Source organism: Mesorhizobium sp. M0598, from assembly GCF_040320865.1.
GTDB lineage: Bacteria > Pseudomonadota > Alphaproteobacteria > Rhizobiales > Rhizobiaceae > Mesorhizobium.
On sequence record NZ_JAMYQL010000021.1, the window covers coordinates 69,701 to 96,138 of the forward strand.

The 26,438-nt window shown below is 62.6% G+C and carries 27 protein-coding genes and 1 pseudogene; 18 read left to right on the forward strand and 10 right to left on the reverse strand.

The genetic code is table 11. The features are described from left to right. Positions 1–6: 6 nt before the first annotated feature. The 3 genes from NKI59_RS23155 to NKI59_RS23165 form a co-directional block, all read right to left on the reverse strand. Positions 7–1,263: a sarcosine oxidase subunit beta family protein gene (locus NKI59_RS23155; RefSeq protein ID WP_352707109.1), complete on the reverse strand. Its 1,257-nt coding sequence runs from the start codon at positions 1,261–1,263 to the stop codon at positions 7–9. Positions 1,264–1,273: 10 nt separating this feature from the next. After that, on the reverse strand, positions 1,274–2,422 hold the full coding sequence (locus NKI59_RS23160) for a M24 family metallopeptidase (protein ID WP_352592563.1): 1,149 nt from the start codon (positions 2,420–2,422) through the stop codon (positions 1,274–1,276). 75 nt (positions 2,423–2,497) lie between these two features. After that, positions 2,498–3,688, reverse strand: coding sequence for a M24 family metallopeptidase (locus NKI59_RS23165; protein WP_352707111.1), 1,191 nt, complete (start codon positions 3,686–3,688; stop codon positions 2,498–2,500). A gap of 235 nt (positions 3,689–3,923) precedes the next feature. Between NKI59_RS23165 and ehuB the strand changes: the two genes are divergently transcribed. From ehuB to NKI59_RS23190, 5 genes are read left to right on the forward strand one after another with little or no spacing between them, the layout of a single operon-like run. Further along, positions 3,924–4,793: an ectoine/hydroxyectoine ABC transporter substrate-binding protein EhuB gene (gene ehuB, locus NKI59_RS23170; protein ID WP_352592569.1), complete on the forward strand. Its 870-nt coding sequence runs from the start codon at positions 3,924–3,926 to the stop codon at positions 4,791–4,793. Between the two features lie 53 nt (positions 4,794–4,846). Then, complete coding sequence (gene ehuC, locus NKI59_RS23175; RefSeq protein ID WP_352592572.1) at positions 4,847–5,575, forward strand: ectoine/hydroxyectoine ABC transporter permease subunit EhuC; 729 nt, start codon at positions 4,847–4,849, stop codon at positions 5,573–5,575. After that, the gene (gene ehuD / locus NKI59_RS23180; RefSeq protein ID WP_352592574.1) at positions 5,572–6,231 is read left to right on the forward strand and encodes an ectoine/hydroxyectoine ABC transporter permease subunit EhuD; all 660 of its coding nucleotides are present in this window, start codon (positions 5,572–5,574) and stop codon (positions 6,229–6,231) included. The genes ehuC and ehuD overlap by 4 nt, the downstream gene beginning before the upstream one ends. Beyond that, positions 6,228–7,007, forward strand: coding sequence for an ectoine/hydroxyectoine ABC transporter ATP-binding protein EhuA (gene ehuA, locus NKI59_RS23185; protein ID WP_023717024.1), 780 nt, complete (start codon positions 6,228–6,230; stop codon positions 7,005–7,007). The genes ehuD and ehuA overlap by 4 nt, the downstream gene beginning before the upstream one ends. Beyond that, complete coding sequence (locus NKI59_RS23190; protein ID WP_023674261.1) at positions 7,004–7,735, forward strand: GntR family transcriptional regulator; 732 nt, start codon at positions 7,004–7,006, stop codon at positions 7,733–7,735. Before ehuA ends, NKI59_RS23190 begins: the two co-directional genes overlap by 4 nt. A 145-nt stretch (positions 7,736–7,880) precedes the next feature. On the opposite strand, the gene NKI59_RS23195 is transcribed toward NKI59_RS23190, so the two are convergent. Both NKI59_RS23195 and NKI59_RS23200 read right to left on the reverse strand, forming a co-directional pair. Beyond that, positions 7,881–8,312: a VOC family protein gene (locus NKI59_RS23195; protein ID WP_352592577.1), complete on the reverse strand. Its 432-nt coding sequence runs from the start codon at positions 8,310–8,312 to the stop codon at positions 7,881–7,883. Between the two features lie 92 nt (positions 8,313–8,404). Then, positions 8,405–9,175, reverse strand: a complete 771-nt coding sequence (locus tag NKI59_RS23200; protein WP_352707113.1) for a helix-turn-helix domain-containing protein — start codon at positions 9,173–9,175, stop codon at positions 8,405–8,407. 287 nt (positions 9,176–9,462) lie between these two features. On the opposite strand from NKI59_RS23200, the gene NKI59_RS23205 reads away from it, so the two are divergent. Both NKI59_RS23205 and NKI59_RS23210 read left to right on the forward strand, forming a co-directional pair. Beyond that, a complete protein-coding gene (locus NKI59_RS23205; protein WP_352592683.1) occupies positions 9,463–9,828 on the forward strand; it encodes a VOC family protein in 366 nt (121 codons plus the stop codon). A gap of 30 nt (positions 9,829–9,858) precedes the next feature. Next, positions 9,859–10,191 (forward strand): DoxX family protein, encoded by a 333-nt coding sequence (locus NKI59_RS23210; protein ID WP_352592583.1) that lies wholly within the window; start codon positions 9,859–9,861, stop codon positions 10,189–10,191. 81 nt (positions 10,192–10,272) lie between these two features. On the opposite strand, the gene NKI59_RS23215 is transcribed toward NKI59_RS23210, so the two are convergent. After that, a complete protein-coding gene (locus tag NKI59_RS23215; RefSeq protein ID WP_352592586.1) occupies positions 10,273–10,515 on the reverse strand; it encodes a DUF1127 domain-containing protein in 243 nt (80 codons plus the stop codon). A gap of 148 nt (positions 10,516–10,663) precedes the next feature. Here NKI59_RS23215 and NKI59_RS23220 point away from each other — a divergent pair. Next, positions 10,664–12,123 (forward strand): annotated as a pseudogene (locus NKI59_RS23220) (winged helix-turn-helix domain-containing tetratricopeptide repeat protein). Between the two features lie 33 nt (positions 12,124–12,156). On the opposite strand, the gene NKI59_RS23225 reads toward NKI59_RS23220, so the two are convergent. Together NKI59_RS23225 and NKI59_RS23230 are read right to left on the reverse strand one after the other, a co-directional pair. Further along, positions 12,157–12,549 carry a GFA family protein gene (locus tag NKI59_RS23225; RefSeq protein WP_352592589.1) on the reverse strand — a complete coding sequence of 131 codons (393 nt, stop codon included), beginning with the start codon at positions 12,547–12,549 and terminating at the stop codon, positions 12,157–12,159. Between the two features lie 167 nt (positions 12,550–12,716). Then, entirely contained in the window at positions 12,717–13,565 is an 849-nt protein-coding gene (locus NKI59_RS23230) for a beta-keto acid cleavage family enzyme (protein ID WP_352592592.1), read from the reverse strand. A 96-nt stretch (positions 13,566–13,661) separates the two neighbouring features. Between NKI59_RS23230 and NKI59_RS23235 the strand changes: the two genes are divergently transcribed. From NKI59_RS23235 to NKI59_RS23280, 10 genes are all read left to right on the forward strand, one after another. Beyond that, positions 13,662–14,567 carry a MurR/RpiR family transcriptional regulator gene (locus NKI59_RS23235; protein ID WP_352622858.1) on the forward strand — a complete coding sequence of 302 codons (906 nt, stop codon included), beginning with the start codon at positions 13,662–13,664 and terminating at the stop codon, positions 14,565–14,567. Further along, entirely contained in the window at positions 14,564–15,895 is a 1,332-nt protein-coding gene (locus tag NKI59_RS23240) for an aspartate aminotransferase family protein (RefSeq protein WP_352707116.1), read from the forward strand. Before NKI59_RS23235 ends, NKI59_RS23240 begins: the two co-directional genes overlap by 4 nt. Positions 15,896–15,990: 95 nt before the next feature. Beyond that, positions 15,991–16,944, forward strand: a complete 954-nt coding sequence (locus NKI59_RS23245) for a TAXI family TRAP transporter solute-binding subunit (protein ID WP_352592598.1) — start codon at positions 15,991–15,993, stop codon at positions 16,942–16,944. Between the two features lie 56 nt (positions 16,945–17,000). Beyond that, positions 17,001–19,601 carry a TRAP transporter permease gene (locus NKI59_RS23250; RefSeq protein ID WP_352622856.1) on the forward strand — a complete coding sequence of 867 codons (2,601 nt, stop codon included), beginning with the start codon at positions 17,001–17,003 and terminating at the stop codon, positions 19,599–19,601. Positions 19,602–19,689: 88 nt separating this feature from the next. Beyond that, the gene (locus tag NKI59_RS23255; protein WP_352592604.1) at positions 19,690–20,595 is read left to right on the forward strand and encodes a DMT family transporter; all 906 of its coding nucleotides are present in this window, start codon (positions 19,690–19,692) and stop codon (positions 20,593–20,595) included. 147 nt (positions 20,596–20,742) lie between these two features. Next, positions 20,743–21,462: a FadR/GntR family transcriptional regulator gene (locus NKI59_RS23260; protein WP_352452148.1), complete on the forward strand. Its 720-nt coding sequence runs from the start codon at positions 20,743–20,745 to the stop codon at positions 21,460–21,462. Positions 21,463–21,513: 51 nt separating this feature from the next. Then, positions 21,514–22,488 (forward strand): sialic acid TRAP transporter substrate-binding protein SiaP, encoded by a 975-nt coding sequence (locus NKI59_RS23265; RefSeq protein WP_023717039.1) that lies wholly within the window; start codon positions 21,514–21,516, stop codon positions 22,486–22,488. 143 nt (positions 22,489–22,631) lie between these two features. Beyond that, complete coding sequence (locus NKI59_RS23270; protein WP_352455843.1) at positions 22,632–23,204, forward strand: TRAP transporter small permease; 573 nt, start codon at positions 22,632–22,634, stop codon at positions 23,202–23,204. 3 nt (positions 23,205–23,207) lie between these two features. Further along, positions 23,208–24,614 (forward strand): TRAP transporter large permease, encoded by a 1,407-nt coding sequence (locus NKI59_RS23275; RefSeq protein WP_352622855.1) that lies wholly within the window; start codon positions 23,208–23,210, stop codon positions 24,612–24,614. Continuing rightward, positions 24,611–25,660, forward strand: a complete 1,050-nt coding sequence (locus NKI59_RS23280) for an L-idonate 5-dehydrogenase (RefSeq protein ID WP_352592608.1) — start codon at positions 24,611–24,613, stop codon at positions 25,658–25,660. The genes NKI59_RS23275 and NKI59_RS23280 overlap by 4 nt, the downstream gene beginning before the upstream one ends. Before the next feature lie 189 nt (positions 25,661–25,849). Here NKI59_RS23280 and NKI59_RS23285 read toward each other — a convergent pair whose 3' ends face one another. Both NKI59_RS23285 and NKI59_RS23290 read right to left on the reverse strand, forming a co-directional pair. After that, positions 25,850–26,158, reverse strand: coding sequence for a type II toxin-antitoxin system RelE/ParE family toxin (locus tag NKI59_RS23285; RefSeq protein ID WP_352592611.1), 309 nt, complete (start codon positions 26,156–26,158; stop codon positions 25,850–25,852). Beyond that, positions 26,155–26,415, reverse strand: a complete 261-nt coding sequence (locus NKI59_RS23290; RefSeq protein ID WP_352452153.1) for a CopG family ribbon-helix-helix protein — start codon at positions 26,413–26,415, stop codon at positions 26,155–26,157. Before NKI59_RS23290 ends, NKI59_RS23285 begins: the two co-directional genes overlap by 4 nt. Between the last annotated feature and the right edge of the window lie 23 nt (positions 26,416–26,438).

Genomic DNA, 26,438 nt, shown 5'->3' on the forward strand with positions numbered 1-26,438 from the left:
CGCCTCTTATTGCAGCCAGGCGGAAGGGCCGACTCCGGCCTCATCGAGCGTGTGGCCGGCGCGGAAACGATCGAGCCCGTAGGCCGCGATCAAGGGATGCGGCTTGCCGGTGGCGATCGTGTGGGCGAAGCACCAGCCGGAAGCCGGCGTCGCCTTGAAGCCGCCATAGCACCAGCCGCCATTGAGATAGAGGCCGTCGATCGGCGTCGGGCAGATGATCGGGCTGGCATCGGGGGTCATGTCCATGACGCCGCCCCAGTGGCGCAGCAGGCGGACGCGCGAAATGCACGGCATCAATGCAATCGCCGCCTCCGCCACCTCGCGAACGACGCCGAGATTGCCGCGCTGGGCGTATGAATTGTAGCCGTCGAGATTGCCGCCGAAGACCAACCCGCCCTTGTCGGACTGGCTGACGTAGAAATGGTCGGCGCCGTAAGCGACGACGTGATCTACCAGCGGCTTCAGCGGTTCGGTGACAAAGGCTTGCAGGACGTGGCTTTCGATCGGCAGTTCAAGGCCGGCCTTGGCACCGAGCACGGATGTATGACCGGCAACAGCGAGGCCGACCTTGCCGGCGCCGATCCGGCCTTTCGTCGTTTCGACGCCGACGATACTGTCGCGGTCGCGGAGGAAGCCGGTCACTTCGCAGTTCTGGATGATGTCGACGCCATGGCCGTCGGCGGCGCGCGCATAGCCCCAGGCGACGGCGTCGTGGCGCGCCGTGCCCGCCCGGCCCTGGAAGATAGCGCCATGGATCGGGAAGCGGGCGGTGTCGGAAAAGTCGAGATAAGGCACCAGCCGGCGCACGTCTTCCCGGTCGAGGATATCGGCATCGATGCCGTTCAGCCGCATGACATTGGCGCGGTGGCTGAAGCCGTCGAGCTGATCGGCCGAATGCGCTGTGACGAGCTGGCCGCGCTGCGAGAACATGACGTTGAAGTTCAGCGCCCGCGACATGCCCTCCCAAAGCTTCATCGAGAATTCGTAGAACTGGGTATTGCCGTCGAGCAGGTAGTTGGAGCGGATGACGGTGGTGTTGCGGCCGACATTGCCGCCGCCGACATAACCCTTTTCGAGCACGGCGACGTTACGGATGCCGTGGTTCTCGGCGAGGTAGAAGGCGGTGGCGAGGCCGTGTCCGCCGCCGCCAATAACGATCACGTCATAGGACGATTTTGGCTCCGCTGCCCGCCAGGCGCGCTGCCAATTCTTCTGGCCGGACAGCGCGTTGCGTAAGATCCAAAATGCCGAGTAGTGCGCCATGTGTGCAGGCCTATCGAACGATCGGGCCGGCCGGCGTGCGGGTAAGCACTTCGGCGCCCGCATCGGTCAACAGCACCGTGTTGGAAACGAAGTCATCGCCGCGACCGGTGCCCATCAGCCATGACAGGATGTGGAAGCTCATCCCGGTCTCGATCTCGAGGTCGGAATCGTGCCTCAAGCCCGTCACCGAATTGCCGCCGGTCCATGATGGCGGCTGGCCGGCGCCGACCAGGTAACCGCAGTGATGGCGGCGATAGTGGGAAAGACCGGACTCGTCGACGACAGCCTGCCAGGCGGCGTAGACATCGCGCGCCTTGGCGCCCGGCCGCAACGCCTCGACGACCGCGTTGAACGCCTTGGCGGTCACTTCCGCCATTGCGGCGTCTTCGTCGCTGATGTGGCCGATGCGAACGAGCCGGCCGAGCGGGGCGTGGTAGCGCGAGATGCACCCGGACAATTCGACAAAGACCGGCTCGCCCTTGCGGTAGATCCCGTCGCCCCAGGTCGTGTGCTCTTCACCCAGGCGCGCGGCTGGGCGGATGAACGGTCCGAAGCCCGGCGCATGACCGCCTGCGCGGATCATTGCCGCAACACATTGGGCGGCGACCTCCTGTTCGGAAGCGCCATCGGAGATCGCGGCGATCGCGGCACCGGCGGCGGCGTCCGTCACCTTGGCGGCTCGACGCATCAGCGCCTGTTCCTCGGCGCTCTTCACCCACCGCATCTTGTCGATCAGACCGGAGACATCGCTCCATTTGGCGTCCGCCTGCGTCTGGAACGCAACGGCAAGCCCATGGCTGAGGCCAGCCGTCCAGTATTCGAGGCCGATCCGCTTGCCGGACAGGCCGAGCTCCACAAGTACCCGCGCGGCAAGCTCGGCCGCCGTTTCGCTGTCGGAATGGCCACGGAATTCCGCTGCCTTCACCTGCTTCTCGATCGTCACCTTCTCCATCGAGCGGGTGACCAGAACAGGTTTTCCCCGGAGCGGGACGATCAGCAGGTGAGGGGCAAAATACCCCCAGTGATCGAGCCCGGTGAGATAGAAGACGTTCTCCGGCGAGGCGAAGACCGCCGCATCGAGCTCGCGCTCAACCAGTGCAGTACGGACCTTTGCCAGGCGGCCGGCGATTTCGGCTTCGGAAAACGGATTGCGGTCCATCGGGCGTCCTCGTGCTTGTTGCCGGGTTGGTGGCGGGCATGGTTCTTTTCGGCAGCCGGTTTCCCGGCCACCATGTCAGTCGATGACGATGAGTTCGCGCGCCACATCGCAGAGGCGTTCGCCGCCGCGTTCCGTGACGACGAACGATTCCGAGATGGCGATGCCGAAATCGTCGAGCCAGACGCCGGCCATGAAATGGAAGCACATCCCAGGCTGCATCTCGGTGGTGTCGCCGGGACGAAGGCTTGCGGTGCGTTCACCCCAATCGGGCGGGTATGCGAGCCCGACCGGATAGCCGACGCGGCTTTCCTTCTTCAGCCCGTTCTTCCTCAACACTGCCTGCCAGGCGGCTTCCACCTCCTCGGCGGTGTAGCCGGGGCGCGCCTTCTCGAGGCCAGCGTCGACGCCCTCGACGATCGCCTTGGCCATGTCGAGGATGGCTTGCGGCGGCTTTCCGAAATGTACCGTCCGGGTCAGCGCCGCATGATAGCGGCGGCGCACGCCGGCGATCTCCAGAATGGCGAGGCCGCTGTCCGGCAGCGGCGCGTCGGACCACGTCAGATGCGGCGTGCTGGTGCCCTCGCCAACGGGCATCAGCGGACAGATCGCGGCATAGTCGCCGCCCGCTCCGGGCACCCCCATGATCTGCGCGTGATAGATTTCGGCAATGACATGGTTCTGAGGCACACCGGGCCGCATTTTCTCGATGGCGCGGTTCATGGCATGCGTGCAGATCGCACCCGCCTCGCGGATCAGCACCAGCTCGGCCTCGGATTTGACCAGCCGCGCCCAGTTGACGAGATCGTGGTTGTTGGCGAAGTGCGCGTCGGGCAGCCATTGGACCAGATGGGCGTGGCAGCGCGCCGTATAATAATGCGCGTCCATCTCGACGCCGATGCGGGCTTTTCCCCAACCACGCGACCGGATCAGTTGGGCGAGTTCGTCATAAGGGTGCTCGACGGGCTGTTGCACCAGCCGTTCCGAGAACGGCATGATGTTTTTCTCCGGCAGGCCGGTGGTTAGGCGTGCGCTCTTGGCATCCTGCGACCTACCGAACCAGATCGGCCGGTCCTCCTCCAGATGGACGAGCACGCACTGCGGAACGTAGAACGACCATCCGTCATAGCCGGTCAGCCAGCACATGTTGGCGGGATCCTGACAAACGATGAGATCGAAGCCGGCTTTTTGCATACGTGTCTTCACGCCGGCGAGGCGCTGCCCATACTCCGCTTGCGTGAATGTCCCGAAGCCGTTCGCGGTCGCCACCGAAATCCTGCCTTCCAGGTACGCCGTTTGCCTTTTGTAAATGGCAACTAGGCCAAATTGTGCACAACTCGACGTCAATTTGCTGGCTAACTGCGAATTGTCGCCGAATTTTCATGGTTTTTATATCTCTGCTTGCGAAATGTCTAGGAGTTGTATACGTCTGATCAAGCAGGCGTCGACCTCGAAGAAGGCCGCGCCCTGGGAACCATCCACAGTTGTCCAATGGGAGAAAAGCATGCTCAAATCATCGATATCGCGCCGTATGGTCGTGAAGGCGGCTGCCTGCATCGCGCTCGCCGCGACGTCATTGACGTCGTTGTCCGCTCACGCGGAAACCACCCTCGAACGGGCCAAGAAGGACGGCTACATCCGCGTCGGTTTCGCCAACGAGGCGCCGTTCGGTTACGCCACGCCAGACGGCAAGCTGACCGGCGAGGCCCCTGAAGTCGCCAAGGCGGTGCTCGCCAAGATGGGCATATCGCAGGTCGACGGTGTTTTGACCGAATTCGGCTCGCTCATTCCGGGTCTCAAGGCCGGCCGCTTCGACATCATCGCCGCCGGCATGTTCATCACTCCGAAGCGCTGCGCCGAGATCAACTACTCCGAGCCGTCCTACGGCATCGGCGAGGCTATGCTGGTGGCAAAAAGCAATCCGAAAGGCATCAAGGATTTTTCCAGCATCAAGGACAATCCGGATCTCAAGCTTGCCGTAATGGCCGGCGCCGTTGAAGGCGGCTTCGCCAAGGAAGCGGGCGTTGCCGATGGGCAGATCGTCTCCTTGCCTGACCAGTCCAGCCTGGTCGCCGCCGTCCAGTCGGGCCGCGCCGACGCTGCCGCGCTGACCGCTCTTTCGATCGCCGACATGGCCAAGAAAGCCGACGGTGTCGAATCGACCAAGCCCTTCGGCGAGGTTGCCGGCAAGTCGGTGAAAGGCCATGGCGGCTTCGGCTTCCGCAAGGAAGACACCGACCTGCAGGAGGCGTTCAACGCCGAACTGAAGAAGTTCCTCGGTTCGCCGGAGCATATCGCGCTGGTCGAGCCACTCGGCTTCGGCAAGGACTATCTCCCCAACAAGACCACCGCAGAGCTCTGCGCGGGCAAATAGGCTCCCAACTGCTGGCGGCGCGAAAGCGCCGCCCTTTTCCTTCGGGGAATCGCATGGGTATCCGTACGCTCGTTGCCATGCTGGTCATCGCGCTTGTCGTGATCGGTGCCTTGGCAACACAGGAATCATATCAAGTGTTTATGCCGGGGCTGCTGCAAGGCGCGGTCCTGACAATCGAGATCGCCGTCCTCGGCAGCCTGCTCGCAATTATCATGGGCGTGCTTGCAGCACTTGCAAGGATGTATGGCCCGACGCCGCTCAGATGGCTGGCCACGGTTTACGTCGAGATCTTCCGCGGAACGTCGGCACTGGTGCAATTGTTCTGGCTGTTTTTCGTGCTCCCGCAATTCGGCGTCACGATCAACGCGTTCGTGGTGGCGGTGCTCGCGCTCGGCCTGAATGTCGGCGCTTACGGATCGGAGTGCGTGCGCGGCGCGATCCAGTCCGTCGCCCGCGGCCAGTGGGAAGCGTGTACTGCATTGAACATGAGCCGCCCGCAGATGTTGCGTCGGATCATCCTGCCGCAGGCCTTTGTCGCGATGATCCCACCCTGGGGTAATCTGTTCATCGAGCTTCTGAAATCGACGGCGCTGGTCTCGCTGATCACGCTTTCGGACCTCGCCTTCAAGGCGCAGCAAATGAACCAGAACACGTTCAAGACCATTCCGATCTTCACCCTCGTTCTTTTGATGTACCTGGCAATGTCGCTGGTTGTGACCATCGGCATGCGGCTTCTTGAAAGGCGGGCGTCGCTCGGACTGGCGCGGGGGAAGGCGGCATGATCTGGGATTGGGGATTTGCCCTGGAAATCCTGCCGGTGCTTGCTCGCGCCGCCGTCATTTCCATCGAAGCGACGCTGATCGGCTTTGCGCTTGCCGCCTCGCTCGGCCTGGTGCTGGCCGTTGTCCGCATCGCCGTGCCATGGACCAGCTGGACGATTTCGGTGCTGGTCGAGCTGATCCGCTCGACCCCGCTGCTCATCCAGATATTCTTTCTCTATTTCGTCTTTCCGAAATTCGGTGTCGTGCTCGACGCTTTCACCGCCGGGGTGCTGGCCATCGGCATCCACTACGCCGCCTATTGCTCCGAGGTTTATCGCGCCGGATTCGACAACATCCACCGCGGCCAGTGGGAAGCCTCGATCGCGCTCAATCTTTCGTCCTGGACGACGTTCCGCGACATCATCATTCCGCAGGCGGTCCCGCCGATCGTTCCGGCGCTCGGCAATTATCTGGTGGCCTTGTTCAAGGAAACGCCGTTGCTTTCCGCAATCGCCGTGATGGAACTGATGCAGACCGCCAAGATCATCGGCTCCGAAACGTTCCGCTACACCGAGCCGATCACGCTGGTCGGCCTGTTTTTCCTTGCCATGAGCCTGGTTTCGGCGGCGCTCATCCGCTCCCTCGAAGGGCTGCTCAACCGGAGGACCACCCGATGACTGAACAACCGATGGTCCGCTTCGACAATGTATCGAAACGCTACGGCACGTTAACCGTTCTCGACGGGCTCAATCTCGAAATAGCGCGCGGCGAAAAAGTCTCGGTCATCGGTCCGTCGGGTTCGGGCAAGACGACGGTGCTGCGCATGCTGATGACGCTGGAGACGATCAATGACGGCGTCATCTGGGTCGAAGGCGAGCCGCTGACCCATATGGAGAGGAACGGCAAGCTTGTTCCCGCCGATCTCGCCCACATCCGCAAGATCCGCGCCAAGATCGGCATGGTGTTCCAGTCGTTCAACCTGTTTCCGCATATGACGGCGATGCAGAACTGCATCGAGGCGCCGATAACGGTGCTCGGAATGAAGCGGGCGGACGCCGAGGCACGAGCGGCCGAGCTGCTGGAGCTGGTCGGTCTGGCCCAGAAGAAGGACCACTATCCGTCACAGCTTTCTGGTGGCCAGCAGCAGCGCGTCGCCATCGCCAGGGCGCTGGCCATGCGGCCCAAGATCATGCTGTTCGACGAGGTGACGTCTGCGCTCGACCCGGAGCTTGTCGGCGAAGTGCTGCAGGTGATAAGGCAGATCGGGCGCGAGCATGATCTAACCATGCTGATGGTCACCCATCAGATGGGCTTCGCCAAGGAGTTTTCCGACCGCGTTTGCTTCTTCTATCAAGGCAAGATCTGCGAGCAGGGGCCGCCAAGCGAACTGTTTGGTGCTCCCAAGAACGAGCGGACACGGCAATTCCTGCACGCTGTCCTGGAGGCTGGGTGACGATCGAGACAGAGGCCAAGCCGCCCACGACGGTGACCGCCGCGCCGCCGCGCCCGCTCTCCGCGCGGGAGCGGTTCGAGCGCATCTACCGGATATTGCGTGACCGCATCTGCCTGCTCGATTATGCGCCGGGAAGCCACCTGTCCGAGGAAGAACTTGCCCAGGAATTCGAGATCAGCCGCACGCCGGTCCGGCGCGTGCTGGCGCGCCTTGAATCCGAGGGTCTGGTTCAATCCGTCCACGGCGTCGGCACGATCGTCACCGACGTCGACATCGAGGAATTGCAGCAGGTCTATCATCTGCGCCTGGAGCTGGCGCTCCTCGTCGGCAAGCTTTCGCCGATCCCGCGCACGGCGGACGACCTCGACCGGATACGGGCGCTCATCGCGCGCTGCGATTCCGACATACTCAATCCCGACCAGCGCGCTTTCCTGCGCCTCAACATGGATTTTTTCTACGAGCTCACGGCGATGACCGGCAACCAGCCACTGCGCGAGATCAGCGAGCGCCTGTATTTTCAGGTCGCGCGCGTCGTCCTGAAGCTGATGCCGCAATTGGGCCTCGTCGAGGAATTCACCGCGTTCCGCCGCGAAATGGAAGAGGTCCTTGCCGCGGCCGAAATCGGCGACTGGGAGTCCATCGGGCACATAAGGCGGGCGCATATCTCGATGAGCTTCCGCCGCATGATGCGCCATGCAGGCGAGGCGAATCTGGATAGAGCTACATAATCAGCCCCGTAAGATTGTGCTAGTGGACTGCCGTCGAACTGGCTTCGTTTGCCAGGGAAAGCAGGCCGCCCGCCCCGATCCCGACAGAATTTGCCAGCACCGGGAATGACCAGAACGGCCCGATCCTGCAGGCCCATACCTGCCCTCAGAGAGCGTCCTCATTCGGTATGTTGGCGGGGTTCCAGACGACCTCCCACAGGTGTCCGTTCGGATCGCGGAAGTATCCGGCATACCCGCCAAAGAATGTGTCCCGAGCAGGCTTGATGATCTCGGCTTCGGCGCGAGCGGCCTCATCCATCACTTGATCGACTTCTTCGCGGCGCACAACGTTGTGGCCGATTGTGAACGAGGTCGAGCTGATCGGCGCCTTGGGCAGGCCGGTGTCGCAGGCGAGGTCGTCCTGAGCCCAGATCGCGAGCTTCAACCCGCCGGACAGCGTGAAGAACGCGACGGCGCCATGCTCGAACTCGCGGCCGATGATCCCTTCCGTCGGCAAGCCGAAACCGTCGCGGTAGAACGCGAGAGAACTCTCGAGGTTGGCGACAGCGATAGTCAAAACCGAAATGCGCGGTTTCATGGCAGTCTCCTGTGGTTGTCGGAGACACCAGGATAAAGTCGGGCGACAGTGAAGACTTGAACAAAACGGCCAATGAAGAGCGCGACGTGGTTTCACCCGTTCTGCAGCAGGTGATGAATCTGTCGCGGGGTGCTTCCCGTCAGGCGGCGGCTCTCGCGGACAAGATGCGCCTGGTCGGAATAGCCCGCCTCGGCTGCCAGGATGGCCGTAGCGCTGTCCGATTGGCTCGAAAGCCGCAGAAAGCGCTGGTAGCGGAGGATACGGTCAAGCGTCTTGGGGCCATAGCCGAAGCTCTCGTCGAAGCGCCGGCGCAACGTTCTTTCGCTCATCTCGAGCGCGCGCATCAACCAGGGGACGAGAGGCGCGTCGGGTGGCGGCCCGCGCTCGATCAAGCGATATGCCGCCTGCATGGGAACGTCTGTCGCGTGGGAGGCCATTTCCTCGGCGACGACCTGTTCGAGCGAACAGGCGAGATCCTCGAGATTGTCACCAGCGCGCACGCGGCTGGCGAGGCGCCGGGCTCGCGCTCCCCATAAATCGTCGAGGGACAGCCTCTGGCCGACAAGCTCGATTTGCGGCACGCCGAGCCATGCCGCCGCCGTGGCAGGATAAAAGCGCAAGCCGATCACGACCTCGTCTGCCGCCAGAACCTCGGTCTGCGGCTCCTTGTCGGGGCCGGCAACTCGGAAGCTGCCTCCGATCCATTGCAGATCGATCGTTGCGTCGGGCATGACGACGATTGGCGGTGCGCCCGCCGGGTCCATTCGATGCACCCACACCGAAGCAAAGCATCCGCGAAGCCGCGCCGACGGTGGACGTTGCTGAAATGAACCCGTTGCCTGCGCTGGGACGGGATCGCTCATCTCGCTCCTCTTCGGATTACCGGCGGTGAACCTACGACTCAGTGGCTGCGCCCGCCGTCGCTCGAGACAAGAATCTGCACGACCGACAACGTCTGCCAATCGAGAACGGTTGCAAGAATCGGTTGTTTTCTTCCGGCCGGAAGGAAGAGGGCAGGTGAGGGGTGATGCTACGTGCATCGCCATCGGCAGCGCCGTGTGCGGCTCATACGGCGATGGCCGTTTCGTTCAATCCGGCAAGCGAGATGCGTGCTTATCTTTCGGCGTCGTACATCACACGAGAGGTATGCATCATGAGCAACAACAACGATCAACGGATCGACTACGTCGAATTCAACGTGAAAGACATTCAGCGGTCACGCGACTTCTACGGAAAGGCCTTCGGCTGGACCTTCACTGACTACGGCCCGCAATATTGCGAGTTCAACGACGGGCGCTTGTCAGGTGGCTTCGCCGCTGGCCCAGCGAGGTCCGGAGGAGGCCCGCTCGTCATCCTCTATGCAGATGATTTGCCGGGAACGGTCAAGCGGGTCGAGCAGGCGGGAGGCAAGATCGTCAAGCCGATCTATGGATTCCCGGGCGGCAGGCGCTTCCATTTCGCGGACCCGGATGGTTACGAGCTTGCGGTTTACACCGAGGACGGCAGCAAGGAATGATCGCGTTCTTCCACCACCTCGGATTGGTTTTTGCTCGGCGGCGTCTTTATCTGGGCGGGCGCCGGGCATTTTCCTCAGATTCCGGGCGATTGTAGCGTCCCTGGCCGAGCGGCCTTTCCTGCTCCCAGGCCTCTTCTCGCGGCCGGATCGGTGCTGGAGATCCCAGGCGGCTTTTGCCTCGCAACGGGCCTTGGTGGGCCCTTTCCCGCCGCGGCATTGGCCGTATTCACCATTGCAGCGTCCTTCATGGCGCTCAATTTCTGGCGCTACAGCGGCGATGAACGCGAAGCCCTTCGTACCGTCTTCACCATCAATGTCGCCGTCTTGGGCGGATTGATTGTCGCCGCGACCAGTAGCCTGTGACGTCGTTTCGGGGCGGCGGCTTCGTCTTCATCTGCCATCAGCCGCTGGTCGTTGGCGATCCGGCGTCTTTGCAGCATTCGCCTATCGCTGCCAGAAGGGCAGCTTCGCGATCTCTTCCTCGGCCTGTCGTCTCGTCAGACCGATATCGTCGATCAGATGGGGATTGGTCTCCGCCAATCGCTTGAGGTCCCAGCGAAAGCGTGTCGGCTCGCGCCCGGCCGCGATAATGCTTCGCAGCGTCGTCAGGCTGTAGCGCCGACGCGACGCTTCCGCCGGCCGCGCTGCCTGAAGCGGGGCCGAGGCAAGGGTGGGAATATCGCTCATGGCAACCTCCATATGGTTTGAGGGGGCCCTTACGATTTGGGGGGGCCTCGTCCTGAAAGAGGCTGAATTCTGCAGGATACGACCGGCGTCGTAATTAAGCTCTCCCAAATAGTTCTCAAAACTTCCAAACGGGCTATAGATGCGCCGTATGCAGGGACCGCGCTTTGCCTTTGGTCCGTTCGTGCTTGATCCGGGTGCGGGAACGCTCCTTCGGAACGATGTCCCCGTTGCCGTCAGCTACCGCGGACTAAAGCTGCTTGCGGCGCTCGTCGGACGGTCCGGCGGCCGTCGAGGAAGGCAACCTAACCGTCCAGATCGCGCTGCTGCGGAAGCTGCTTGGCCCGGCCGCGGACGGCGGTGAATGGATCGCTACGGTTCCGCGCATCGGCTACCGCTTCACGGGCGCCGTCGAACAGCTCGGCGACGCGAAGCGAAAACTTTGCCGCTGCCCAGCAAACCATCGATAGCCGTGCTGCCCTTCGTTAATGTCAGCAACGATCCCGAGCAGGAATCCTTCGCGGACGGGTTGACCGAAGACCTGATCACCGACCTGTCGAGGGTCTCCGGCCTGTTCGTCATCGCACGCAACTCGGCCTTTGCCTACAAAGGAAAGGCGATGGACGTGCGCGGGATCGCACAGGAGCTTGGCGTGCGCTACCTGCTGGAGGGAAGCGCAAGACGTGCCGCCGGGCACGTGCGCGTCAATGCACAGCTGGTCGACGCGGTGAGGGGCGATCACCTATGGGCGGAACGCTTCGATCGCAGCCTGGAAGATATTTTTGCCGTTCAGGACGAGGTCACCGGCAAGATCGTCGAGGCGTTACTCGGCCGGCTGCGTGCACCGTGCCGCGCAATCGGCCCCAAAATCTCGAGGCCTACGATCTCTGCGTGCGGGCGCGCAAGCTGATGGATGATTCGCCGCAGACGGCGCAGGAAGCGCATCTGATGCTGACCCGCGCGGTTTCACTCGATCCGGAATATGCCGAGGCCTATCGCTGGCTTGCCATGAACCACTGGATGGGATGGGTGCATTCCGGCGGACCAACCGACGCATCCCGTAGCGCTGGTTTGGAACTGGCGCGCAAAGCCGTGGCGATCGACCCCAACGATGCCGGCTGCCGCTGGGTTTTGGCTTACCTGCTTGCCTACGAGCGCAGCTTCGCCGAGGCGGATGCGGAATTCGCCAAGGCGATCGAGCTCGACCCGAACGAGGCCGATGCCTGGGCGGCATTGTCCGACATCGCGGTCCTGGCCGGACGGGTCGAGGAGGGTCTTGAGCACATTCGCAAGGCGTTCCGGCTGAATCCGTTTCCGGCAAGTTGGTATTATCTCGCGCTCGGCCAGGCGCAATATGCGGCCGGCGAATACGAAGCCGCTGTCGGGACACTGCGCAGGGACGAGACTTATCGTACAAGCTCACGCCGTTTCCTGGCGGCAAGCCTTGCCCAACTGGGGCGGCTCGACGAGGCGCGCGCAGAGGTCGAACTGTTCCTCGTCGGCAACCCGCATTTCACAACCCGCCACTGGGCCACGACGGAGCCATTCCGCGACGCTGCGGCGCTTGAGCATTTCGTCGATGGCTTCCGCAAGGCCGGCCTTCCGGAGTGACGCGCGCCGGCGCCTTCGCACCGTTCGTGCAACCTACTCCTCAAAGCGACCCGAGGCGTCACGATCGCGCTCGTATCGTCTGGTGAGCGGAAACGGCGGCAACCAGGACTCGCGACGAATGATCCAGCTTTCGTAGGTTGGCATCAGCTGGTCAGGCGCATCCAGGGATCCCAGGTTCACTTCGATTTCGTCGGCGGTGCGTCCGAAAATGGACGAGCCGCAGCGGGGACAGAAAAACCGCCCGGCGTAGTCGCGTGTTTCGCCGTCGATCGTCACCGCATCCTCAGGAAAAATCGCGGAAGCGTGAAAAAGGGCGCCATGGTGCTTGCGGCAGTCAAGACAGTGACAAAGGCCGACCCGGTATGGGCGCCCCGACGCGATAATTCGAACGTTGCCGCACAGGCAACCGCCGGTGATTCGGTCCATGCTGCGTCTCCTCCAAAATCAAGCCGCCGGAATGGTTACAACGACCGGCACTGTTGTTGCAATCGCCGCGCCGGGGGCGGGGACACGTCGTTCTTCCGTGGCGATGACATTGCAGCCGCCTGTCTATGCCTTGCGCGAGCTTGCCGCCGAAAATAGGCTTTGGTTTGTTATATGGAACGAAACGGCGCGTTCCATTGTGCCGCCAACTCGGCGGCCGAGGCGATCTTGATGCCGCAGTCGGCGAGTATGCGTGCGACGGTCGCTACCGGTTCGGCGTTGGACGAGGCTATGCTGCCGTCCGGAAGGAAAAGATTGTTTTCGAACCCGACCCGGACATGACCGCCGAGCAGTGCCGCGGCCGTCACACACGCCCCTTCGTTGCGGCCGAAGGCGCAGACGCTCCAATGATCGAAGCGCGGCATGTTCGCCGCGAGGAATGGCAGGAGATCGGCAGGAACGGACGTCTGTCCCGGCGTGTAGCGGCCCAGCACGTAGAGAACCGGTATGCTTGCCCAGGGGATCAGTCCGCGTTGCTGCATATCCGAAAGCCTGACAGCCTCCTCGGGCGAATAGAGGATGATCTGCGGCGCCACACGCTCCTTATGCAGCCAGGCCATGAAGCGCGCGAAGGCGGGTTCCGATCCGGCATCTGGAACGATTTCGCGAAGCGCCAGGGAGACCGCTTGCGGCTTCACATCTTGTACGACGGCCATCTGTTGGACCGGCGAATAGATACCGAGCGCTTCGGAAGTGATCTGAATTAACAGCCGGTCACCGGCAGCACCGCGGATGGCCGCGATTGCCTGGCGGTAGGCGTCGGCGTCGAGCAGATGGTTGCCGCTTCTGTCGCGGACATGAACGTGGATCATAGCCGCACCGGCATCGGCGCATTCCGCGGCCGTCCGCGCCAGCTCGGCCGGTGTGAGCGGAATCGCCGGATGGTCGGCCTTGCTGCGACGCCCCCCGTTCGGCGCGACGGCTATGGCGATGCGGCCGAGACCAGTGGCCGGCTTCATGGAGACGGTTTTCGGGCGATAAGAGTCATATGAATCGATCTTTGACCATATTGAAACAGACGTTGCAATCGCCGGTCTGGCGAGCTAGCAATATCCATGGACCAGGGAGAGCTTGCTGGACAGATCATCAGTGCCTTCGACGGCATGTCGGCGCAGCTTCGGTCCGCCGCGCGGTATGTCCTTGATAAACCGTATGATGTCGCGCTGTTGTCCATGCGCGAGCAGGCCCGGCACGCAGGAGTGCAGCCGGCGACGATGACGCGGCTGGCCCAGCATCTCGGCCTTGATGGCTACGAGACCGTACGCGATATTTACGCCGCCGCGATCCGGGACGGCGAAATCGGTTTCGCCGGCAAGGCGGGCCTCCAGGTGGCCAGCCAAAAGCTCAAGGGCGACCACGCGCTGGCGGCCGATATTCTGGATTCGATTTCCAGCCAGCTTTCCCATCTGGCCGAAGGTAGGTCGATCGACCGTCTGGTCGAGACGGCCAGGGCGCTGAGTGCGGCAAGGCGCGTCTATTGCCTCGGCCTGCGCTCAAGCCACGCAGTCGCCTGGCATCTGCATTACATCCTGTCGCTGATCGGCGAGAAGTCGGTGCTGCTGCACGGCATCGGCGGAACCGATGGCGACGCTCTGGCCCATGCGACCAAGGACGACGTGCTGATCGCCGCCAGCGTCCTGCCCTACACGCGCTTCACCATCGAGCTTGTCGAGTACGCTGCCGGCCGCGGCGTACCGGTCATTGCGATCACCGACAGCGGGGTAGCGCCCTTGGCGCTGCTTGGCGATCACCTAGTCGTCGTGCCGACCGGCAGCCCGTCCTTTTTCCACACCATGACGCCAGCTTTCATCGTTGCTGAGATCCTCGGTGCTCTTGTCGCAGGGCAGGCAGGCGAGGGCGCTGTTGAGTCCCTGCGACGTTTCGATGAGCAGGGCGCCGCTCTCAAGACCCATCTGAACCAACGTCCGCCGAAGAAAATGCCCATGAGGGACCGTCGATGACACACATTCTTCATCGAACCATCCACTCGATGCTGCCGGTCGCCATTCGCGGCCAAGGCATCGAACTGTTCGATGCCGAGGGCAAGTCCTATTTCGACGCGTCGGGCGGCGCGGCCGTGTCCTGTCTCGGCCACGGCCATCCCGACGTGATCGCTGCACTGCACACCCAGCTTGACCGCATCGCCTACGCCCACACCAGCTTCTTCACCACCGAGGTGGCGGAGCGCTTGGCGGATCGGCTGGTCGAGGACGCGCCGAAAGGCTTGGACCACGTCTATCTAATCAGCGGCGGCTCGGAGGCGGTCGAGGCCGCGCTCAAGATGGCCAGGCAATATTTTGTCGAGAAAGGCGAGCCGCAACGGCGCCATCTCATCGCACGCCGGCAGAGCTATCACGGCAATACGCTCGGCGCTCTCGCCACCGGCGGCAACGAGTGGCGGCGCGCCCAGTTCAGGCCGTTGCTGATCGAGACCCACCATATCGACCCCTGTTACGCCTATCGCTATCAAAAGCATGGCGAAAGCGACGAAGCCTATGCGGCGCGCGCCGCCCAGCAGCTCGAAGACAAGATCCTCGAACTCGGCGCGGACGAGGTCATCGCCTTCGTCGCCGAGCCGGTGGTGGGTGCCACGCTCGGCGCGGTGCCGCCGGTCGCGGACTACTTCAAGCACATTCGCGCGATTTGCGACAGCTACGGCGTGCTGCTCATTCTCGACGAGGTGATGTGCGGCATGGGCCGTACCGGCACGCTGCATGCGTGCGAGCAGGACGGCATCGCTCCCGACCTGCTGACCATCGCCAAGGGACTCGGCGGTGGCTACCAGCCGATTGGCGCGGTGCTGCTCGGCCGGCATATCTTCGACGCCTTTGCCCAAGGCTCGGGCTTCTTCCAGCATGGGCATACCTATATGGGCCATCCAATGGCGGCGGCGGCCGGCCTTGCCGTGCAGGAGGTCATCCGGCGTGACGGTCTGCTCGACAACGTCAGCGCAATGGGCGCGCAGCTGGACGAACGCCTGCACCAACGCTTCGATAACCACCATAACGTCGGCGACATTCGCGGGCGGGGTCTATTTAGGGGAATCGAGCTGGTGGTTGATCGCGCCAGCAAGGAACCATTCGACCAGAGGCTTGAACTCAACGCCCGCATCAAGCGCGAAGCAATGGCCCGCGGCCTAATGATTTATCCGATGGCCGGGACGATTGACGGCGTGCGGGGCGTTCATGTGCTTGTGGCGCCGCCTTTCATTATTTCCAAACAGGATATCGATCGGATCGTCGAACGGCTCGGTGAGGCCATCGACGCTGCGATCGCTTCAGCGGCCTGACCCGCACGACGCGGACCGCCTCAACCCAGTTCCAACGCGTCATCGGCGACGGGGCCGGGACAACCACCAGAGAGGTAGCAACCATGTTTAATTCAATGAAAACCCTGATCGGCGCGGCGGCCTGCATGCTGCTGGCGCTGCCATCCGTCGCTGCCGAGCAGCACTTCGTCACGGTCGGCACCGGCGGGGTCACCGGCGTCTACTACGCTGTTGGCGGCGCCATTTGCCGACTGATGAACAAGGACCGGCAGAAAACCGGCATCCGATGCTCGACGGAGTCGACCGGCGGTTCGGTCTTCAACGTCAACTCCATCCAGACCGGCGACCTCGATTTCGGCTTGACCCAATCGGACGTCCAGTACCAGGCCTATGAGGGGACCGGAAATTTCGACGGCAAGTCGTTCAAGGATCTGCGCGCCGTGTTCTCCGTCCATCCCGAGCCGTTTACCGTGCTAGCGCGGCCGGACGCCGGCGTCACCAAATTCGAGGATTTCAAAGGCAAACGCTTCAACGTCGGCAATCCCGGGTCAGGCACCCGCTCGTCCATGGAGGAGTTGCTCAAGCAGATGGGCTGGACGCTCGGCGATTTCTCGCTTGCCGCGGAGCTGAAGGCGGACGAGCAGGGCAGCGCGCTGTGCGACAACAAGATCGACGGTTTCTTCTACGGCGTCGGTCATCCTTCCGCCGCGATCCAGGATCCGACCACGGCCTGTGGCGCCAAACTCATCCCGCTGACCGGTCCGGCAGTGGACGCGCTGTTGGCAGCTCATCCGTACTATTCAGTCGCCACCATCAAGGGCGGCATGTACGCCAACAATCCGGACGACGTGACGACATTCGGCGTCCGCGCGACAGTGGTGACGAATGCCAGCACGCCCGATGAGGTGGTCTACGAACTGGTGAAGTCGGTCTTCGAAAATTTCGACGACTTCAAGAAACTGCATCCGGCTTTCGCCAATCTCGATCCCAAGGAGATGATCAAGACCGGTCTGTCGGCGCCAATGCATCCGGGCGCGGAGCGCTATTACAAGGAGAAGGGCTGGCTCTGAGGCCTTCAATGCGAGGCGCCACAGGCGCCTCGCATCGCAAATAATTGTGGGGAACGATGACAGATCAAAGCCAGCGGGCGGCAGGGCCTGACCAACCCGTTATCGGCATTGACAAGCTTAGCGAGATCGTCGCCGAAGCCGACACCGGTGGGCGCAAGCCGACCGGCCGCACCGCGAAGCTGATCCTCGGCGTATCGCTGGCATGGTCGCTGTTCCAGCTCTGGTATGCCTCGCCCCTTCCGTTCATGCTCAATTTTGGTGTCGTCAGCGACGGCATCGCCCGCTCCATCCATCTGGCCTTCGCCCTGTTTCTGGCGATGCTGACGTTTCCGGCCTTCAAGACCTCGTCGCGCAGCCGGGTGCCGCTGCCCGACTGGGTGCTAGGCATCGCCGGGGCGGCGTCCGCCCTCTATCTGTTGGTCTTTTACAGCGATATCGCCCATCGGCCGGGCCTTCCTACTACGGCTGACCTGGTCGTCTCGATCGCCGGCGTCCTCATCCTGCTCGAGGCCGCCCGTCGCGCCGTCGGGCCTGCTATCACCGTCATCGCGGCGATCATGCTGATCTATATCTTCGCCGGGCCTCACCTACCTGGCCTGCTCGGCCACAAGGGCGCGACGTTATCGCGCGCAGCCTCGCAGATGTGGCTGACGTCGGAGGGGGTCTTCGGTGTTGCCCTCGGTGTGTCCACCAACGTCGTCTTCATGTTCGTTCTGTTCGGAACATTGCTGGAGCGCGCCGGCGCCGGCGGCTTTTTCATCCAGCTTGCCTTCTCGCTGCTCGGCAAATACCGCGGCGGTCCGGCCAAGGCCGGTGTCGTGGCTTCCGGCCTGACCGGCATGATTTCCGGGTCGTCGATCGCCAATGTCGTGACCACCGGAACCTTCACCATCCCGCTGATGCGCCGGGTCGGATATTCTGCGGTGAAGGCGGGCGCCATCGAATGCGCGGCCGGCGTCAATGGTCAGCTGATGCCTCCGGTGATGGGCGCCGCCGCGTTCTTGATCGCGGAATATGTCGGCATCTCCTATGCCGAGGTGGTCAAGCACGCCTTCTATCCGGCGCTGCTGACCTACGGCTCGCTGTTCTACATCGTCGATATCGAGGCGATGAAGACGGGGATGAAGGGCCTGCCGTCACGCAGCACGCACTCCGCATTTCAGGGCGCGCTGCGCGGGCTGATGGGCGTATGCGGTTTCATCATCCTCGCAGGGCTTGTCTATTACGGCATTGGCTGGACGAAGATCGTTTTGGGCGCGGCCGCGACCTGGATGATCACTGCCGCGCTGATCGCCGTTTACATCGGCCTTGTCGCCTACCGGGCGCGTTATCCCGACCTGCCGCTGGAGGATCTGGAGGGCGAGATCGTCAGGATTCCCCACTTCGGCGAGACGGCGCGCACCGGCCTGCATTTTCTGCTGCCTGTGATCCTGCTGATCTGGTGCCTGATGGTGGAGGAGTTGTCGCCCGGCCTGTCGGCATTCTGGGGCGCTGTCGCCCTTATGGCGCTGATCGTCACGCAGCGGCCGCTCACCGCCTTTTTCCGCAAGGACCGCGCGCTGGCGCAGCATTGGCTTCACGGTTTCGACGATCTGGTCGGTGGGCTGTCCGCCGCCGCACGCAACATGACGACGGTCGGCATCGCCACTGCGACGGCCGGCATCATCGTCGGCACGGTTCTGCTCACGGGCATCGGGCTGGTAATGACCGAGCTGGTCGAATTCATCTCGGGCGGCAGCTTCATCGTCATGCTTTTGTTCACCGCGGTGATCTGCATCATTCTCGGCATGGGCATGCCGACCACCGCAAGCTATGTCGTCGTCGCCACCTTGATGGCGCCGGTCATCGTCGATTTGGCGGCGCAGAACGATCTCGCTGTGCCGCTGGTCGCCGTCCATATGTTCGTTTTCTATTTCGGGCTGATGGCGGACGTGACGCCGCCAGTGGGCCTGGCGGCTTATGCTGCTGCGGCAATTTCCGGCGCCGACCCGGTGAAGACCGGAATTCAGGGTTTCAAATACGAGATCCGTACCGGTCTCTTGCCGTTCATCTTCATCTTCAACACCGGGCTGCTGATGATCGATCTCGAAGGTCCGTTCGACTTCGTCGCGATGGTCGTGACATCGACACTGGCCATGGTCTCGTTTGTTGCAGCGACGCAGAATTGGATGCTCGTGCGCAACCGCTGGTACGAGACGATTGCGTTGCTTGTGGCCTGTTTCATTTTGTTCAGGCCGGGATTATTGCTCGATCAGGTGAGCGAACCGTATCGGGCAGTACCTGCCTCCCAACTCAGCCGTATCGTCGACGAGACAGCCGAGGGGGGCGCAGTTCGCTTGCGCCTGACGACACTGAACCTCAACGGCGATGAGATATCGAAGCTGGTACGTCTACAACTCGGGCCTGCAAATTCATCGGCAGAACGCCTGAAGGCCGCGGGCCTGGACGTCAGTGCGCTTGGCGATAGCATGACGATCGGCGTGGTGCGGCTGGGCAGCCAGGCGGCCAAATTCGGCCTGCAGCCCGGCGACGAAATCAACCAGGTGCTAGTCCCTGCGGAACGGACGTCGCGCTATTGGTTCGCCATTCCGGCTCTGCTGTTGCTCGGTCTCGTCGTCTGGGGCCAGAAGCGGCGAAGGCGGGCGGTTGGTCTGTAAACGTCTTGTGAGCGGAAGCGTCTTGGCCAGCATGTCGGTAACCAGAGAACCAAACGACGCCCCGGAGCCGGCTAACGCGGAAATGCGCATGGCGACGCGCGACCGCCCCTTCGAACCCGTCGACTACGGGCTTTACGCGCTGACGGTCATTGCCTGGAGCGCATCGTGGTTCGCGATCGAGCTTCAGGTCGGCAGCGGCGTGTCGAACGAGGTCAATCTGGTTTGGCGCTTCGCCATCGCCACGCTGCTGATGTTTGCCTGGGCAGGTTTTTCCGGCCGGCGGCTCCGCTTTTCGATCACCGATCATCTGCGCTTTGCAGTGCTCGGCATCCTCATCTTCTCGTCGAACTTCCTGTTTTTCTATTACGGCGCCGGCTATCTCGTCAGCGGCTTGCTCTCGGTCGTCTTCTCGCTCGCCTCGGTAATCAACATGCTGCTCGGTGCCTTGGTCATCGGCGAGCGCCCGGCGCCGCGCATTCTCGCCGGCGGCCTCATCGGCTTCGCTGGCATAGCGCTGATGTTCTTTCCCGAAATCGCCGCCAACGGGCTTTCCGGCGGCACGTTGGTGGGCCTTCTTCTGTGCCTCTGCGGCACGCTGAGCTTCTGCGTCGGCAATCTCGTCTCCGTCGCAAACCAGCGCCGCGGCCTGCCGCTCGTTTCAACGAGCGCCTGGGGCATGCTTTATGGCACTCTGTGGTCGACGTTCCTGGCCTTGCTGCTTGGTGAGCCGTTCGTGTTCGCGACGACCGCCTCTTTTATCGGCTCGCTGGTCTTCCTCGCCGTCATATCGACCGTCGTGGCTTTCGCTGCCTACCTGACGCTGCTCGGACGCATTGGCGGCGCCCGCGCCGGCTATGCGACCGTCATATTTCCCGTCTTTGCGCTTTTGATCTCCACGGCGCTGGAAGGCTATGCCTGGACCGCTTACGCGATCGCCGGGCTCGTCCTCGTCGCCGCCGGGAACGTCCTGGTCATTCGCGGGGGACGGCGCTGACGCATGGAATGCTTGCGCAATGCCGCCGAGTTCCGGTTGTGCGGGCCGCGGTTCTATCGAGCTTGACTCTCCGCATCCTCTGTCTAAGCTGCGGTCAATGGGTCAGACCAATGTACCAGGGTTGGCCCGGGAGGGAACTAAACGCGCATGCCGATCCAGGCCGTTGAACCTCGCCGGCTATACCGACAGGTCGCCGATCAGCTCAGGCAGCTGATCGATGCCGGCGAGTTTTCCGTCGGCGACCGTCTGCCGACCGAGCGGGATCTGGCCGACCAGCTCGGAATTTCCCGCCCGACGGTCCGTGAAGCGTTGATAGCGTTGGAGGTCGAAGGCCGCATACGCATCCGAGTCGGCTCGGGTATCTACGTCACCGATCCGCCGAGCGCCGCCGCCTCCGAACCCGAAGTCGAGGAAGGCCCGTTCGAGCTGTTGCGCGCGCGCGAATTCGTCGAAGGCGCGATCGCCGCCGAAGCGGCCCTCCATGTCCGGCCTGCAGATATCGAACGGCTCGACGACGTGCTGCGCCGGATGGAGGCCATGCGTCACCCCAACAAGATGACCATTGCGCTCGACCGGGAATTCCACACCGCTGTCGCCGGCATTCTCGAGAACGCGGTGCTGGTGCGCTTCATCGGCGAGCTTTTCGACCAGCGCATGAACCCGTACTTCGAACGCCTGTCGATCTATTTCGAGACCAGCGATTCCTGGCAGGTCGCGGCAAAGGAACATCGTGCCGTGCGCGATGCAATTGCCGCGCGCGACCCCGAGCGGGCCAAGGCCGCCATGCAGCAGCATCTGCGCCAGTCGCAAATCAGATTCTCACGCAATTTCGATGAGAGAGCCGCAGCCAAGGAGGTTGCGGAATAGCAGTTGGCCGGGGGGAGATCCGGCCGTCAAGTTCAACCAGGGAGGAATTAGATGCTGAGAAAATACGCAGTTCTGCTCGGTGCGATCGCCGCAATTGCCATACCCATGGCGTCGGCCTCGGCGGAAACGGTCCTGAAATGGGCACATGTCTACGAGACGACGGAGCCCTTCCACACCGAATCCGTGTGGGCTGCCGACGAGATCAAGAAGCGCACCCAGGGCCGCTACGCCATCGACGTCTATCCGGCCTCGCAGCTTGGCAAGGAAGCAGACATCAACCAGGGCCTGATGCTCGGCACCGTCGATATCATCATTTCCGGATCGAGCTTCGCGGCGCGCGAATATCCACCCATCGGCGTCACCTATTTCCCATACACTTTCCGCGATGCCGACCATCTGCTGAAATACACCAAAAGCGACGTCTACAAGGCCCTGACCAAGGGCTATGAGGACAAGACCGGCAATCATATCGCCGCCACCACCTATTACGGCACGCGGCAGACCACCTCGAACCGGCCGATCGCCAAGTGCTCCGACATGCAGGGCCTGAAGATGCGCGTTCCCGACGTGCCGGCCTATCTGGCCATGCCGCGTGCCTGCGGCGCCAACACGGCGCCGATTGCCTTCGCCGAGGTCTATCTGGCCCTGCAGAACGGCACCGTGGAGGCCCAGGAGAACCCGCTGACCACCATCGAGGCGAAGAAATTCTACGAGGTGCAGAAGAACATCGTGCTCACTGGCCATATAGTCGATCATCTCAACACCATCATATCGGCGTCGCGCTGGGCCTCGCTTTCCGATGAGGACAAGAAGATCTTCACCGAGGTGATGCAGGAGGCTGCCGCCCGCGCCACGGCAAAGATCGTCGCCCGCGAAAAGGAACTGGTGCAGGTATTCAAGGACCGCGGCATCAGCGTAACCGATGTCGACCGTGCCGACTTCGAGAAGAATGTGCTGGAGAAGGTCACCTTCGAGGAGTTCGGCTACAACAAGGCCGATTGGGAAGCGATCCGCGCTATCAAGTAGAGCATCGGAAACCCGATGCTCAATCAAGAGGATAGGGCGGCAATCGGAATCGCCGCTTTAACCTGCCCATCCGTCCGGCTTCAAATTGCGCCGGACGGCCTTTTCAATCCTTGACGACCCACCAGCTTCGGGAGCCCGCGCCGATGGCCGAGGAACACCACACCGAGATCACCGTCGAAGAGATCGCGCACGCCTTCGAGGAGGTGCCGGTACACGTCGACCTGTCGGACCACGGCATCGAGGACTGGATCACGCTTGCCGTTTTCTGGGGCATGGTCGTGTGTGTCTTCCTGCAGTTCTTCACCCGCTATGCGCTGAACAACAGCCTTGCCTGGACCGAGGAGATCGCCATCAACGCGCTCGTCGTCGTCGTTTTTCTGGGTGCCGCCATGTGCGTGCGCCTTTCGCGCCATATCCATGTCGACGTGCTTTACCACTATCTGCCGGAGCGCGTCGGCCGCTGGCTGGCGCTCGCCGTCGATGTTATCCGCATCGCATTCTTCGCCTACGGATCTTGGCTGATGTGGCGCTACGTCACGATCGTGGCGCATGAGCGCATGGTCACCGTCAACCTGCCGCGGCGCTGGTTCTTCTACGCCGTACTGGCCGGGTTCGTGCTGATGCTTCTGCGCTCGATCCAGGTCTTCATCGGCAATTACAGGCGCGGCTATTCGGTGCTCGAGCGTCCTGGTGCGTTCGAGACGGCGGGGGTCTGAGCGATGCTGCTTCTGGTAGGGGGCTTTCTTGTCCTGATGCTCATCGGCGTGCCGGTCGCCGTTTCGATGGCGGCCGCGTCGATCCTTTACCTCGTCATCTACGGCGTCGCGCCCGATATCATCGCGGCCCAGCGCATGATCGCCGGGGTGGAGAGCTTTCCGCTGCTCGCCGTTCCGTTCTTCATCCTGGCCGGCAACCTCATGAACATCGCCGGCGTCACCGGGCGCATCTATTCCTTCGCCCTTGCCCTGGTCGGCTGGATGAAAGGCGGCCTGGCGCAGGTCAACATCATCGGATCGGTGATCTTTTCCGGCATGTCGGGCACCGCGCTCGCCGACGCTGCCGGCATTGGCACCATCGAGATCAAGGCGATGAAGGACCACGGCTATCCGATAGACGCCGCGGTCGGGGTTACCGCCGCTTCAGCCACGCTCGGACCGATCTTCCCGCCTTCGCTGCCCTTCGTCATCTACGGCATGATGGCCAATGTCTCTATTGGCGCGCTGTTCATGGCCGGCATCCTGCCCGGCGTGGTCATGACCGTGCTGATGATGATCACGGTCGCCATCTTCGCCTACAGGCGCGGCTGGGGCTCCGACACATCCTTCGAGCTTCGGCGGCTGGCCGAAGCGGCGGGCGAGGTGCTGGTGGTGGCTGCCTTTCCGATTGGCTGCTATGTGCTGGTGCAGCTTGGCCTGTCGATCAATATCGCGGTCGGCATAGCGCTGCTGGTGCTGATCGTGGCGGACTGGTATTTCGATTTCTCTGCGGTCATGGCGCTGATGACGCCGGTCATCCTGATCGGTGGCATGACGATGGGCTGGTTCACGCCGACCGAAGCGGCGATGGCGGCTGTGATCTGGTCGCTTTTCCTCGGGCTGGTGCGCTACCGCACGATGACGCTGCGTTTGCTTGCCAAGGCCAGCTTCGACACGATCGAAACGACCGCCTCGGTGCTGTTCATCGTTACCGCCGCATCGATCTTCGCCTGGCTGCTCACCGTCAGCCAGGCAGCACAGCTGTTTTCGAACTTCATCTTCGCGCTCACCGAAAACAAGTGGGTCTTCCTGATCCTGGTCAACATCCTGATGCTGGTGGTCGGCTGCTTCCTCGATACGATCGCCGCGATCACGATTCTGGTGCCGATCCTGCTGCCGGTCGCTGCCGTCTACGGCATCAACCCTGTGCATTTCGGGCTGATCATGACGCTCAATCTGATGATCGGGCTTTTGCACCCGCCGCTCGGCATGGTGCTCTTTGTGCTGTCGCGCGTCGCCAAGCTCTCGGTCGAGCGCACCACCATGGCGATCCTGCCGTGGCTGGTGCCGCTGATCGTGGCGCTGCTTCTGATCACCTTCATACCCGCCATTACGCTCTGGCTGCCGACCGAGATGGAACTGATCCGGTGAGTGGCCAGGTGATTGCCGCGACGCTGTTCGGCCCGCAGGACCTTCGCGTCGTGGAGCATCCGCTCGAACCGCTGGCACCAGGCATGGTGCGTGTGCGCTTCGGGGCAGGGGGCATCTGCGGCTCCGACCTGCATTATTTCCGCCATGCCCGTACCGGTGACTTCGTCGTCACCTCGCCGCTTGTCCTCGGCCACGAGATCTCGGGCGAAATCGTCGAGATCAACGGCGCCGCGCCCGGCCTGGGCGTCGGCGACCATGTCGCGGTCAATCCGTCGCGCTGGTGCGGGCATTGCGCGCGATGCCTGGAGGGGCGGGCCAATCTCTGCGAAAACATCTACTTCATGGGCTCGGCATCGAAGACACCGCATATGCAGGGCGGCTTCGTCAGTCTGTTCGACGCCACGCCCGCGCAATGTTTCAAGGTTCCACTTGATGTGGCCTACCAGGCGGCGGCACTTGCCGAACCACTGGCGGTGAGCCTGCACGCCGCCGCGCGGGCGGGCGACATCAGGGGCCGCAACGTCATCCTGTTCGGTGCCGGCCCCATCGGTCTCTTGACCATGCTCGCGGCCAGGCTTGCCGGCTGCGCTGAACTGACCGTCGTCGATATCGCCGCCGCGCCGCTCGCCTTCGCCCGCAGTTTGGGCGCCGACAGGACGATCGACCTTTCCGGCGGCGACGCCGAACTCCAGGCGCTTGCTGCCGGCGGTTCGCTTGATGTGGCGTTCGAGATTTCAGGCACTGCCGCCGGCCTTGCCGCGGCGATCGCCAGTGTCCGGCGCGGCGGCACGGTGGTCCAGGTCGGCAATCTTCCCGGTGGCCAGATCCCGCTGCCGGCCAATGCGGTGATGGCCAAGGAGATCGACCTCAAAGGCACATTCCGCTTCGGCACGGAGTTCGGCCGGGCGGTCGATCTCATCGTGTCGGGGGAGGTGGACGTCCTGAAGCTGATGACAGCGGAGCGCACGCTTTCTTGCGCCCCCGATGCCTTCCGACTTGCCGCCGACCGTTCACAGAGTGTCAAGGTCGTGCTGACCGCGGACTGAATCGTGGTTTTTGCCAGATCGTTAGCAGCCATAACTCATTGCGAACGGACGAAACTCAGAACGTGCTCGACGTATATGCTCCCACCCAGGTCTCCGGTTAAACTCGGGAGCAATACCCGGCAGCTTGCTGTCAAAATTGTTGGCAGCAAATCCGCTCGCGATTAAAGCCCCTTCGTCGCGAGATCTCGCTCAGTTCGGCCATTCCTCGTCCTGCCAACCGCGCGCTGCGTGGATCACCCGCAAAATTGAAATGCTTTCCCGGCCGCCCTTGGCGGTCACGGCGTAAGCGATGATGTAGGGCAGGCGACTCAAAGGCTTTTCATAGGTGCCGGATACACGGCCGGGTCGCCCGGTTGCCATTTCCCCAAGCGCGGCCCCTGCTTCCAGAATCCGGTCTGCGACCAGGCGCGCAGCGCGCGGATTATCCTGCGAGATATAGGCGATCTGTTCCTTGATGTCGTCCAGCGCACCGCGAGACCACTGAACGGCTCGCGTCACACCTTGCGGCCCGTGCCTGCATCAATCGCGGCATAAATTTCTGCCATGGCCTTATCATGAGACACGATGCGCCCAGCTTCGACATCAGCAAGGCCGCGCTTGATACCTTCAATGATTTCAAGCTCGCGATCGACATACGCTGCGACGGCTTCACCTGCGAGGAACGACTTGCTACGCCGGGTGTCGGTTGCGATCCGGTCGAGCTTTTCCTTTACATCGGGACTGACGCGAATTGTCATAGTGGTGCTAGCGGCCATAGCGGTGTCCTGTGTTGATCTGT